The 10,935-nt window shown below is 57.1% G+C and carries 12 protein-coding genes and 1 pseudogene; 10 read left to right on the top strand and 3 right to left on the bottom strand.

From position 1 onward, the window contains the following. Window positions 1-73 precede the first annotated feature (73 nt). From GHO42_RS05555 to GHO42_RS05515, 9 genes are all read left to right on the top strand, one after another. The gene (locus GHO42_RS05555) at window positions 74-1,681 is read left to right on the top strand and encodes a glycosyltransferase family 39 protein (protein WP_133144592.1); all 1,608 of its coding nucleotides are present in this window, start codon (window positions 74-76) and stop codon (window positions 1,679-1,681) included. A gap of 109 nt (window positions 1,682-1,790) precedes the next feature. Then, the gene (gene pnuC / locus GHO42_RS05550; protein ID WP_095000282.1) at window positions 1,791-2,354 is read left to right on the top strand and encodes a nicotinamide riboside transporter PnuC; all 564 of its coding nucleotides are present in this window, start codon (window positions 1,791-1,793) and stop codon (window positions 2,352-2,354) included. Further along, window positions 2,351-2,905, top strand: a complete 555-nt coding sequence (locus GHO42_RS05545) for an AAA family ATPase (RefSeq protein ID WP_095019956.1) — start codon at window positions 2,351-2,353, stop codon at window positions 2,903-2,905. The genes pnuC and GHO42_RS05545 overlap by 4 nt, the downstream gene beginning before the upstream one ends. A 362-nt stretch (window positions 2,906-3,267) precedes the next feature. Further along, window positions 3,268-3,708 (top strand): hypothetical protein, encoded by a 441-nt coding sequence (locus GHO42_RS05540; RefSeq protein ID WP_133144591.1) that lies wholly within the window; start codon window positions 3,268-3,270, stop codon window positions 3,706-3,708. Window position 3,709: 1 nt separating this feature from the next. After that, window positions 3,710-4,285, top strand: coding sequence for an adhesin (locus GHO42_RS05535; RefSeq protein WP_133144590.1), 576 nt, complete (start codon window positions 3,710-3,712; stop codon window positions 4,283-4,285). Window positions 4,286-4,355: 70 nt separating this feature from the next. After that, window positions 4,356-5,150, top strand: coding sequence for a hypothetical protein (locus GHO42_RS05530; RefSeq protein WP_133144589.1), 795 nt, complete (start codon window positions 4,356-4,358; stop codon window positions 5,148-5,150). 62 nt (window positions 5,151-5,212) lie between these two features. Then, on the top strand, window positions 5,213-5,893 hold the full coding sequence (locus GHO42_RS05525; protein ID WP_095024692.1) for a C39 family peptidase: 681 nt from the start codon (window positions 5,213-5,215) through the stop codon (window positions 5,891-5,893). Window positions 5,894-5,939: 46 nt separating this feature from the next. Beyond that, complete coding sequence (locus GHO42_RS05520) at window positions 5,940-6,677, top strand: hypothetical protein (RefSeq protein ID WP_133144588.1); 738 nt, start codon at window positions 5,940-5,942, stop codon at window positions 6,675-6,677. Between the two features lie 46 nt (window positions 6,678-6,723). Then, complete coding sequence (locus GHO42_RS05515) at window positions 6,724-8,013, top strand: transporter (protein ID WP_133144587.1); 1,290 nt, start codon at window positions 6,724-6,726, stop codon at window positions 8,011-8,013. A 48-nt stretch (window positions 8,014-8,061) separates the two neighbouring features. Here the strand turns inward: GHO42_RS05515 and GHO42_RS05510 are convergent, their stop codons facing one another. Beyond that, entirely contained in the window at window positions 8,062-9,387 is a 1,326-nt protein-coding gene (locus tag GHO42_RS05510; RefSeq protein WP_095000289.1) for a sigma-54 dependent transcriptional regulator, read from the bottom strand. 333 nt (window positions 9,388-9,720) lie between these two features. Between GHO42_RS05510 and GHO42_RS05505 the strand changes: the two genes are divergently transcribed. Continuing rightward, entirely contained in the window at window positions 9,721-9,987 is a 267-nt protein-coding gene (locus GHO42_RS05505) for a hypothetical protein (protein ID WP_095000290.1), read from the top strand. A 48-nt stretch (window positions 9,988-10,035) separates the two neighbouring features. Here the strand turns inward: GHO42_RS05505 and GHO42_RS05500 are convergent, their stop codons facing one another. Together GHO42_RS05500 and GHO42_RS05495 are read right to left on the bottom strand one after the other, a co-directional pair. Continuing rightward, the gene (locus tag GHO42_RS05500; RefSeq protein ID WP_095038825.1) at window positions 10,036-10,590 is read right to left on the bottom strand and encodes a VWA domain-containing protein; all 555 of its coding nucleotides are present in this window, start codon (window positions 10,588-10,590) and stop codon (window positions 10,036-10,038) included. 98 nt (window positions 10,591-10,688) lie between these two features. Next, window positions 10,689-10,935 (bottom strand): annotated as a pseudogene (locus GHO42_RS05495) (magnesium chelatase); the annotation flags it as partial.

Genomic DNA, 10,935 nt, shown 5'->3' with positions numbered 1-10,935 from the left:
ATTCAGCAGCGCCGCCATTGGCAACAATGGCGGCGTTTTTTTTGTGCGTCCCGATGAGACAAGGAAACTCGACATGCGTGCCGATTTCACCTCCCCCGCCCTGCTCACCTTGCGCAGGCAATCGCTGGTTCTGGGCGCGCTCGCCTTGCTGCTGTTTATCCTGGGCAACCATCAAGAGGCCGCGATCGGCTTTGATTCTCGCTTTGTCATGTTCGCCAATGAAATGCTGCGTCACGGCCCCGGTTTTTTCCCGACCACCTACGGCCAGCCTTACGCGGACTACAGCGCAACCTCGACACTGCTTACCTGGCTGCTGTCCCTGCCCTTTGGCAAAGTCACCAGCCTCACCGCTTGGCTACCCACGGCCATTGCCAGTGCAAGCATTGTGACCTTGATGTATCGCCTGGTAGCGGCGCAATCGCGCACCTGGGCGCTGGTCAGCGTGGCACTGCTGTTGCTGAGCATGACTTTTATCACCGAAACCCGCGCGGTATCGCTTGACCAGATGCTGGCAGCGCTCAGTTTCAGTGCCTTCTACCTGGCTTACGCCCACGATCACTTTGCGGCACCACGCCGTCATTTCTGGTTGTTGGCCCTGCTGGTATTGGGTTTTGCGGTGCGCGGGCCGATCGGCCTGGTCATTCCCACCGGTATTCTGTGCAGCTATTACCTGCTTAATGGCCAGTGGCGGCGCCTGATCAGCTTTGGCCTGCAAGCGCTGGTCTTGCTGATCCTGTGTATTGGCACGTTATTGATGCTGGCCTGGATCAGTGGCGGTGAGGCTTTTGTACATGAAGTCATCCGCATGCAAGTGACAGGACGCATGGATGGAACCGAAGGCGCCAGCGGCGTGCTGTATTACTTCACCAGTTCCATGGGCAATTACGCGCTGGCCTATCCGCTGGCCGTTTTGGTGCTGCTGGCGATCCTGATTACCGGGCGCAAGCCGTCGGGGCCAGCCTTGCAACTGGTCAAGTACTGCGTTGGTGCAGCCCTGATCGTGATGATCGGCCTGTCGATTCCCCAGGCCAAAAAGGCCCGTTACCTGCTGCCCATGTTACCGATGGCCGCGATTATTGCGGCCTACCCGTTCCAGGTCATGCACGGGCGGGTCTTTGCTGGCCTGCGCGGCTTGATTCAGGGGTTGTTCCTGCTGCTGCCGGGTTTACTGATTATCGGTCTGGTGGTTGTACGCAAGCGTTTTGGTGAAGAGTTGCCACCCTTGACCGTCATATTCGTGGCCCTGGCCGTGCTTCAGGTTCTGGCCGTTGGCGTACTGTTCAAAGCCCAATGGCGTGTTGCGGGGCTGGCAACCTGTGCGGTGCTGGCGATGTGGAGCAGCTATATCATGGTCTTCGAACCTGCAGAGCGCAGCCTTTACGATACGCGTACCTTTACCCTCAAGGCCATGCAACTGATCGACCAGGCTCCGGCCCCAGTAGTACTGCATGGCATGGGCAAGGACGCCAAGGCGATCAAGTTCATGGTTAACGTGGATCGTGATCTGCTACCGCTGTTCACCCAGTCATCCGCTGAACTGGCAGCATTGCCGGCTCCGGCCTGGATCATCATGGATCGCAAGGACTATGAGGCCTTGCAAGGCAGTGACCTGGGTAATATTGCCCCGACGCTGAGCGGTCGTTTCGACAAGAACGACTATGTGTTGCTGCATCGGCCTTGATCCTGTGGGAGCGGGCTTGCCCGCTCCCACAACTACGGCAAAACGCCAGAGCACAAACAGTGCGCCTGCAGGTACAATCCCCGCCCTTCTCTCTCCCCAAGGAATCCCAATGTCAGGGCTTGAACTGTTTGCCGCCGCACTCGGCGTCATTGCTGTCTGGTTGACAGTCAAACAGAACCCCTGGTGCTGGCCCATCGGCCTGGTGATGGTGCTGCTCTACAGCTGGATCTTCTTCGAGATCAAACTGTATTCAGGCATGCTCTTGCAGGTATTTTTTGCCCTGTTGCAAGTCTATGGCTGGTGGCAGTGGACACGCGCAGGGGCACAGCATGAAGGCCGTGTCGTCAGCCGGCTAAGCCCATTGCAAGTGCTGGGCGGCGTGATTGCAGGCGCCATCGGCAGCGTGGTTCTCGGCGCCTCAATGGCCCATTGGACCGATTCCACTTTCCCCTGGTCAGATGCCACGCTGACAGCCTTCAGTCTGGTTGCCCAATTATGGATGGCGCAAAAACGCCTGCAGTGTTGGGCATTGTGGTGTGTCATCGATGTGCTTTATATCGGCTTTTTTGCCTGGCAGGACCTGTACTTCACCGCCGGCCTGTACGCGTTGTTTACCCTGATAGCCATTCAAGGCTGGCGTGACTGGCGCCGCGACCCGGCGCTGCGCACATGAAGGTGGTCGTTCTGGCGGGGCCGGAGTCGAGTGGCAAGAGCTGGCTCGCTGCGTTATTGCAGCAGCGCTTTGGCGGCACGATGGTGGGCGAGTATGTGCGCTACTTTATCGAGCAAAACCCTCGCGAGACCTGCCTGGCCGATATTCCGGACATCGCTCTCGGGCAGCTTCGCTGGGAAGACGAAGCGCGCGCCCAACAACCCGCGCTGCTGATTCTGGATACCCATTTACTCAGCAATATCCTCTGGAGCCAGACCCTGTTTGGTGACTGCCCACAGTGGCTTGAAACTGAACTGCTCAAGCGCCACTACGACCTGCATTTGCTGCTGTCCCCCGACGATGTGGAGTGGACCGCTGACGGTCAACGCTGCCAACCCTCACTGGCGGAACGCCAGGCGTTTTTTGCGGCCAGTCTTGACTGGCTCACCGATCATCAACAAACCGTACAAGTGATAACCGGCGACTGGCAGGCCCGGCAACAGCATGCCTGCGCCGCAGTCGAACAATTAATGGGTAGTCGGGAAACTTGCTCAGACAGTATTAGTCCATAAGTTAGGTTGTTTACAACAAACAACTGGCAAGCGAGTTACTTAATGCTTTCAGCTTCTTGCCAATGTCCGTTGCTGTTACATGAAAATTTCGTGAAGCCTCTAAAACATTGGTTTGAGGCACGACTTTGCGAAATTGTAAGGTTAACGAGACACCCCCCTGCACCACGTAATTTGCAACCCGGCCCTTATTGTACAAGGGCCGGGGCTGCACACTGACATCTCATGTTCGTTACACCTGATCCCGCCCGGAACAGTCATCGTGCTGTGTGCTGTTGTTTTCAAACATTAACTTAGAAATGGCACAGCTCATGCTCTCTTCCTATCACGCTTGCCAGGGCCAGCGTCGATAAGGGAGCACAGTCATGGGGCACGCATGTTGTGGTAATGGTCACCTGCTGATGGCTTGCAGCCTGAGCGCCTTGCTGGGCTGGTGCGCCGTTGTTCAGGCCGCCGGCAATGGCGAAATAGTGCTTACCCGTACCGTGCAACCCCATGCGGTGGGCAATCCGCCCATGCATCCCGATCCTGACCCGCTAACCGCAAATGCCAGCCCCTTGGTTCAAGTCATGGGTGCAACCCGTGAACTGAGCGATGGTGACTTTGCCGGCGTCAGCAGCGGAGCTGCGATCACCCGGTCCATTATGCCCAGTGGTAACACACTGCCCGGCCTCACCACCAGCAACGGCCTGCCAGGCATAAGCAATGGTCATGCTGGCGGCAGCGCAAACAGCATTTCCGGCACGATTGGCAATAGCATCAGCCAGGGGATGCGCCCGCTCACTGCCCTGGGCCAGGGGAAATAACATGATTGCCTGCCGCCTGCCTGCACTGATTGCCGCGCTGCTGGTCACCTCCTTCGCTGTGGCGGCTTCCGATAACAACGCCACGATCAAGGATTCGGGGGCCAACTACCATGGCAATGTCTCGCTTAACCAGGCCTCTGGCGATCAGCAACAGCAAGTCAATATCCGTGCAATTGCCATCGGCACCGAGGCACGCGCTACGACTGCAGTGACCCAGAAACTCAATACCCCCGCCGACACCTCGCTCAATGCCCGGGCAACTATCGGTGGCAATTCCTTCAGTAATGGCAGCGGTGTGATCGGTATCAACCAGTCAGCCGGAGCCAATAACCAGATGGTCAATGCCGTGCGGGTCAGCATCAGTGCCCGGCCGCAAGGTATTGACGACAGCGCCTTGTCCCAGCAGAACGTGGCGCTGCTTCCAGACTCGGGTACCGCATCCCCCGCCAGCGGCAGTCGCCAGATCGTTACCAGCGATCAGGCCTTCACCGGCAGCCGAGGGGTGGTGCAGTTGAACCAGAGTGCAGGGGTGGGGAACCGCATGGCTAACACCCTGAATATCCGGGTTGCTGACTGACCCGGCAACAACGCAGTGCAATTGGAAAGTGCCAACACTTAACCCAACTAATGATGCACGGAGAAACACCATGAAACCGTCAATCGCTCTGAAGCCACTGGCTTTCGCTCTGGCAACACTGGTGGCCGTATCTGCTCAAGCCAACGGTACCGGCAACAACAATCCGCCGCCTCCATCGACACCGCCTGCATACACCCTTGACCCTAATGCCGCCGCTGCTGCAGTCGTGATTGACGTGCAAAACAGTCACAACAACAAAGTGACCAACAAGGCGGTCGAAAACAATGCAACCATCAAGGACTCGATCAAAGGGTCTGAAGGCAACATGGGTGCGAACGCCGCTTCCGGCTCCGGCAACCAGCAAGACAACGCCGTAGCGATCGCCACTTCAGACGAGAGCTTTGTGTTTGGTACCGCTGCGTCCCTGACCAGCGCCACCCAGACCAACAGCCACAACAACTCGCACAACTATGGCGCACAAAACAACGCCTCGATCAAAAGCTCGGCCAATGGCAGTTCGGGTAACGTCGGCATAAACGTTGCTTCGGGCGAGTTCAACCAACAGAAAAACAACCTGGCCATCGCCGTATCCAATGGTCGTATCGCCAGCGCCGGGGCAACCGCCTCGCAAACCTCGAACAACCTGTCGGTGATCAACGAAGCCGGTGCGTCTTACCTGAGCAATGTGAATACTTGGAATCAAGGGTCGGGCTGGAACAACAAAACCCCTGTCGTCAACAACGCCACCATGGACCATTCGTTCAATGGCTACTCGGGTAATGGCGGTGCCAATATTGCGGCAGGTACCGGCAACCAACAAAGCAACTCGCTGTCCATCGCTGCCGGCTGCAAGGTCTGCATGTAGTCGCGACGCTAAAGAAGGGTCTCGTTTATGAGACCCTTTTTCCTTATTCAGGCGTATCAATCATGCGTATTGTCGCCCTCACCCTCTTCTTCGGCCTGAGCGCAATGGCCCATGCCGCACAGATGCCAATCGCTGCCCTGCCTGGCGGCAACCTGGTGTTCAAGCAGGTGCAGAGCATTCGTGAAAGGCGCTTTGCGGATATCGTTGAACAAAAAACCGATTTCAGTTGCGGCGCTGCGGCGCTCGCCACCGTACTGCGTCAGGCCTATTGGCTGGACGTCAACGAAGACCAGATCATCAAGGGGATGCTGCAAAACGCTGATCAGGATCTGGTTCGCACCCAGGGCTTCTCAATGCTCGACATGAAGCGCTACGTTGAGAGCATCGGCATGCGCGCCAGGGGTTACCGAATTCCGGCGCAGAGCCTTGAAAGCGTGAACATACCCGTTGTGGTGCTACTGGATATCCGTGGCTACAAGCACTTTGTCGTGCTGCAACGCGCGCAGAAGGACTGGGTGTATATCGGCGACCCTGTACTGGGGCACAAGCGCTACTCCCACGCAGATTTCCTCAAAGGCTGGAATGGCATTGTGTTTGCCATCATCGGCCCCGGTTACGACAAGACCAATGCGTTATTGACCCCGCCTGCCCCGCTGACCGCAAAAAACCAGCTCAACGGGTTTAACCCGGTCAAAGACGCAGAACTCATGGACTTCGGTTTTATCCAAAGCGACTTTTTTTAAGGTGCGTCAATCATGACTACGGAGCCCGACGCTCCAGGAGCCGTACATGAAAACTTCCATATGGCTGATTGCCGCATGCCTTGCGAACAGCCTGCACGCCCAGGCGGCGTCCTTTAAACCGGTTGAATTGAAAGACACTGAAATGGCCGAGTTGCGCGGCCGTTATGTGATGCCCGGGCGGATCATCAGTTTCGGCATCGTGATGAACAGTACCTGGACCAGCAGCAATGGCGGCGTAGTCGGCGCCAGTACTTCCATGTATGTGCAAAACACCATTGAACCCAAGTTTTACGTGTCCACTTACAGTTCTGCCGGTAACGGTGCCCCTGGCTCAAACGGCACTGGCTCGGTTACCGGTGGTGCGGGCCTGACCACAGCCCAAGGCGTCACCCAGAGCGTTCGGGCTGCGGGTGACAACAACAGTGCCTATAACAACGTCGACATCAATGTCAGCGAGGCCGACCAGGCCCCCATGGTCAACCAGCAAGGGGTATTACTCACGACCCATACGTCCATCACCCAGGCTGCTGGTGCGGGCAATGTGACCGTCTCCGCCACGGGTGGGGGCGTTCAGCTGGCCATTCAGGCCAACAACAATCAAGGCAGCTCACTGCAGCAAATCGCCCAGGGTGGCGTATTGCAAAGCACTACTTTGCTGGGCGGCGGTAATAGGGTCAATAACATGGCACAACTTAACGTGGTACTGGGTAACAACCTGCCCAGCCCCGGCGCGCTCGATTGCAACCTCAATCAGTTAAAAGGCCTTCGCAATATGGGTTATTGAACTAGGCTCAGGCTCTACAACTTGGCTTATCTGGACGGCTTATTTCATGCATCGATCGTTAACCTTTCGCGCAGTTGTATGTATGAGCACTATATTCCCGTCACCCCTGTTATATGCAGCGGCTGATGCCGATCTAGCGCTACTAAAACAAGAACTTATGGAGCTTCGCCAACGTTACGATCAACAGCAAAAAGCCTTGGCAGTGCTTGAGCAACGGGTGCGTGAAGTTGAGGATCAGCCTGCGACGCCGCAACCCAGGCGCCTGGCCAAATCACCGGCCGACATGAAGGGCAACCAGAACGTTACGGCTGCCAGTGGCACCAGTACCGCTGCACAAGGCAGCTCTTATGGCGCCGCGCTCAAGGATGACTCCGCCCCCGCCCAGAGTGTGGTCAACCTCTACGATGAAGCCAGCGGTTTTTTCGGCGGCGGCAAGTTCAGCCTCGAAACGGGTATTACCTATTCGCGTTATGACACACGCCAGCTGATTCTCAATGGTTTTCTGGCCCTGGATTCAATTTTCCTGGGCAACCTCAACCTCGACCGGATCAAGGCCGACAACTGGACCCTTGACCTCACCGGACGCTATAACCTGGATAACCGCTGGCAGTTTGACGTTAACGTTCCGGTGATTTACCGCGAGAGTACTTACCAGTCCGGCGGGGCCAACGGCGGTGATGCGCAAGCCACTTCAGAGCAAACGGTTACCCGCGACCCGACCATTGGCGACGTCAACTTCGGAGTCGCATACAAGTTCCTCGACGAGTCGGTCAATACCCCGGATGCGGTCTTCAGCGTGCGGGTCAAGGCCCCCACCGGCAAGGACCCGTTTGGCATCAAACTGGTCAAAGCCTCTGAAAACACCAACTTGTTTGTCCCTGAAGACCTGCCCACCGGCAATGGTGTGTGGTCGATCAGCCCTGCCATTTCCCTGGTCAAGACCTTCGACCCAGCTGTGCTGTTCGGCTCTCTCTCGTATACCCATAACCTTGAAGAGTCATTTGACGACATCAGTTCCACGCAAAACCTGAAGCAGCCTGGCAAGGTCAAACTGGGTGACAGCTTCCAGATTGGCGCAGGGGTTGCTTTTGCCCTCAACGAAAAAATGAGTATGTCGTTTTCCGTGTCCGACCTGATTCAGAAAAAGAGCAAACTCAAGCAGGATGGCGGTGACGGGCAAACAGTTACCACCAGTGATGCCAACGCCGGTTACTTCAATATCGGCATGACCGTAGCAGCGACCGATAACCTGACCATCGTGCCAAACCTGTCCATAGGCTTGACCGACGATGCGCCGGACTTCACCTTCAGCCTGAAATTCCCTTACTACTTCTAAACAGCAAAAGGCCCTCCGCGCTTGAGCGCTGGGGGCCTTTTGCTGCTTTCAACGAATGTGATGCTTGTGCAGTAACCGATAAAACGTCGGCCGCGAAACCCCAAGCACCTTGGCGGCCATGCTCAAATTGTCGCTGTGCCGGTCCAGCACCTCGCACAGTGCCTGGCGTTCGGCGCGGTCCTTGTATTGTTCAAGGGTGTTCATCGTGCCGACCAGCAACGGGCGCAACTCCAGGCCCAGATCATGCGCTTCGATCTGCCGCCCTTCGGCCAATACCAGGCCACGACGCACGCGGTTGGCCAGCTCGCGGACATTTCCCGGCCAGCCATGATTGCCCATGGCAATCAACGCCTCGTCACTGAACGTACGCGGGCGACGGCCTGTTTCCAGACTGTAGAAACGGGCAAAGTGACTGGCCAGCATGGCCAGGTCACCATGTCGCTCTCGCAAGGGGGCGGTGGTTAATTGCAACACGTTGAGGCGGTAATACAGGTCTTCACGAAATTGACCGTTGGCGACTGCCGCCTCGAGATCAACATGGGTCGCTGCCAGAATACGAACATCGATGGGGATCGGCTGGTTGCCGCCGACTCTCTCGATGTGTTTTTCCTGCAAAAAGCGCAACAGGCTGGCTTGCAATTCCAACGGCAGATCGCCAATTTCATCCAGAAAAAGCGTACCGCCATTCGCGGCCTCAATGCGTCCAACCCTGCGCTGATGGGCGCCGGTGAAGGAGCCCTTTTCATGGCCGAACAGCTCAGACTGGATCAAGTGGTCGGGAATGGAGCCGCAATTGATTGCAATAAATGGCTTGCCGTTGCGCTGGGATTGACGGTGCAGTGTGCGGGCGACCAGCTCCTTGCCCGTACCGCTCTCGCCGCGAATCAGGATGGGCGACTGGGTGGGTGCAAATTTGCTCACCGTCATGCGCAGGTCCCGCATCAATCGGCTGTCACCCAGCAGTTCATCTTCCTGTACATCGGACGGGGTTGAAGTTTGCCCTCGCAGGCACGCCATGCCAAAGGCCCGGCCGAGTGTGACCTGGACCCGGGAGACGTCAAAGGGCAAGGTGTGAAAGTCAAAAAACCATTCGCAGACAAAATCCCCCACATTGTTCATTTTCAGTACGTCAGGGGTGAGCGCCGCAATCCACTCGGTACCACTGCGACTGATCATGTCTTTTACCGCTTCGGGACGTTCCAGATGAAAAGGTTGCAGCCTGAACAGGCCAACATCGCAAGAGCGGTCAACAACGGTTGCCAGAGTGCAGCTGTCGACCGCCCAGCCTATGGTTCGCAGACCGGGGAGCAATTCATGACAATCCGCACAGGGATCGACCACCAGCAGACGTCGGGGAGAGGACATTGCAAGCATGACTGTTCCTTGGCGCCAGAAAAACATAAAACAGCATTAAAAACAGTCCCTTGTTCAACTTACGCGTAACCTTAGCAAGCCATTGGGCGCTTTCTGGATCGTTTGTTTATAACCCTAATAGCCAATCAAACTGTACAGCCTCGTTCCAAGAGCAGGGGCGATAGATACACTCACTGAAAATTGATCTGGATCAGTCATATAAAAAAACTTTTAAAAATATGACGAAAGTGTGTGACCTGATGCCCCTCTAAAGTCATCAGTACAAGTAACCAACCGAACGGTAAGCCCAGCCGACGGTTAATCACTTGATGGGCATACTTGAGAGAACACCCTATGAACGCCCCGCTCCGTTTCAACGAAGCTCTTTTGATTGCCGGCCACGCTTTTGAACCTTTTCAATGCGTTGCCTGGGCTGCACAGGATGGTCATGGCGAGTTGAGCCTGACTGTTATCGATCGCACCAATACCCGTATCGGCCGCAAACAGATCCCGCGCAGCGCCTGCGCTGACGCCGCTCAGCTGGAAAGCCTGCTGGCACAAGCCCGCGCCGAGATCAGCAGCGAAGGCTACACCCTGCAGCCTTGGGTCATGCCTGCTTGAGAAGCGGCTGACTGATTTGGGAGCTGGTTGACCAGCTCCCACAAATAATCAGCCATCAATGTGTACATACTCTGCATTCAACTCGGCGGCCATTTGACGCGAGCGGCCCAAACGAAGCGGGCCACGCTCGATATCGATCAACAGTCCCGGGCAGTCAATGGCCGGCAGCGTTGACCACTCTTTCAGTCGGCCATCGGTCAACAGTAAAAAGCGCTGTTGTTCCTCTGGACACTGTTTGCGGCGCCTTTCAAGCCAGTCAGCGACTTCCTGCAAGGCCTCCAGCAAAGGCGTCCCGCCTCCAGCACCCAAGCCCTGCAACCAGTCATTCAAGGCAGCAGACGCCTTGGAGCCGATGACCTGCCACTGCGGCGCCTTTGCGCTGACCGTCATCACCGCCACCCGCACACGCTGGCGATACGCATCTTCAAACAGTTGGGCCAGCAGCCCCTTGGCGTCACTCAGCGCCTGATGGCGACGGGTTGAAGCAGACGCATCCACCACCACCAGCCAGAGTTCCGGCGCTGCACTTTGCCGGGTTTTCCAGGCCAGATCAGCGTGCAGCCGGGGACGACCGCCGAGCAGGGTTTTCACCCAGTCGATCATCCCGCTGCCGGCGCTGCGGCTTGCGCCTTGCCTGCCCGCAGAGAGCTGACCTGACCGGGGCCTGGCATCCGCCCCCACTGCAGAACGGGGGCGGATGCCTAGGGCTTTTTTGGCCAGCTCGGCACTTCACGGCGCGCGCCCATGGGTTGCACCTGTGCAGGCAGTTCGCCCCACTGGCCCTGCCCCGATTGAGGCGAAGCATTGCTGGCCTGAGGGGGTGACTGCGGTGGTGGTGTTGACGCCTGGCCTTTAGGTTCTCGGCGGCGATGACGCAAGGCAAACTCGGCCACGGCATCAATATCGTCCAGGCTGATGGCCGTGGCCCCGCGCCAGGCGGCATGGGCC

It is taken from the genome of Pseudomonas sp. FSL R10-0056 (genome assembly GCF_009600105.1).
GTDB lineage: Bacteria > Pseudomonadota > Gammaproteobacteria > Pseudomonadales > Pseudomonadaceae > Aquipseudomonas > Aquipseudomonas bubulae.
Note: the sequence above shows the minus strand (reverse complement) of the source record. Positions and strands in the feature narration are given on the sequence as shown.

Bases quoted from the DNA above. Each gene is read 5' to 3' on its own strand.
- GHO42_RS05555 (WP_133144592.1), top strand. From the start codon at position 74: ATGCGTGCCGATTTCACCTCCCCCGCCCTGCTCACCTTGCGCAGGCAA.
- pnuC (WP_095000282.1), top strand. From the start codon at position 1,791: ATGTCAGGGCTTGAACTGTTTGCCGCCGCACTCGGCGTCATTGCTGTC.
- GHO42_RS05545 (WP_095019956.1), top strand. From the start codon at position 2,351: ATGAAGGTGGTCGTTCTGGCGGGGCCGGAGTCGAGTGGCAAGAGCTGG.
- GHO42_RS05540 (WP_133144591.1), top strand. From the start codon at position 3,268: ATGGGGCACGCATGTTGTGGTAATGGTCACCTGCTGATGGCTTGCAGC.
- GHO42_RS05535 (WP_133144590.1), top strand. From the start codon at position 3,710: ATGATTGCCTGCCGCCTGCCTGCACTGATTGCCGCGCTGCTGGTCACC.
- GHO42_RS05530 (WP_133144589.1), top strand. From the start codon at position 4,356: ATGAAACCGTCAATCGCTCTGAAGCCACTGGCTTTCGCTCTGGCAACA.
- GHO42_RS05525 (WP_095024692.1), top strand. From the start codon at position 5,213: ATGCGTATTGTCGCCCTCACCCTCTTCTTCGGCCTGAGCGCAATGGCC.
- GHO42_RS05520 (WP_133144588.1), top strand. From the start codon at position 5,940: ATGAAAACTTCCATATGGCTGATTGCCGCATGCCTTGCGAACAGCCTG.
- GHO42_RS05515 (WP_133144587.1), top strand. From the start codon at position 6,724: ATGCATCGATCGTTAACCTTTCGCGCAGTTGTATGTATGAGCACTATA.
- GHO42_RS05510 (WP_095000289.1), bottom strand. From the start codon at position 9,387: ATGCTTGCAATGTCCTCTCCCCGACGTCTGCTGGTGGTCGATCCCTGT.
- GHO42_RS05505 (WP_095000290.1), top strand. From the start codon at position 9,721: ATGAACGCCCCGCTCCGTTTCAACGAAGCTCTTTTGATTGCCGGCCAC.
- GHO42_RS05500 (WP_095038825.1), bottom strand. From the start codon at position 10,590: ATGATCGACTGGGTGAAAACCCTGCTCGGCGGTCGTCCCCGGCTGCAC.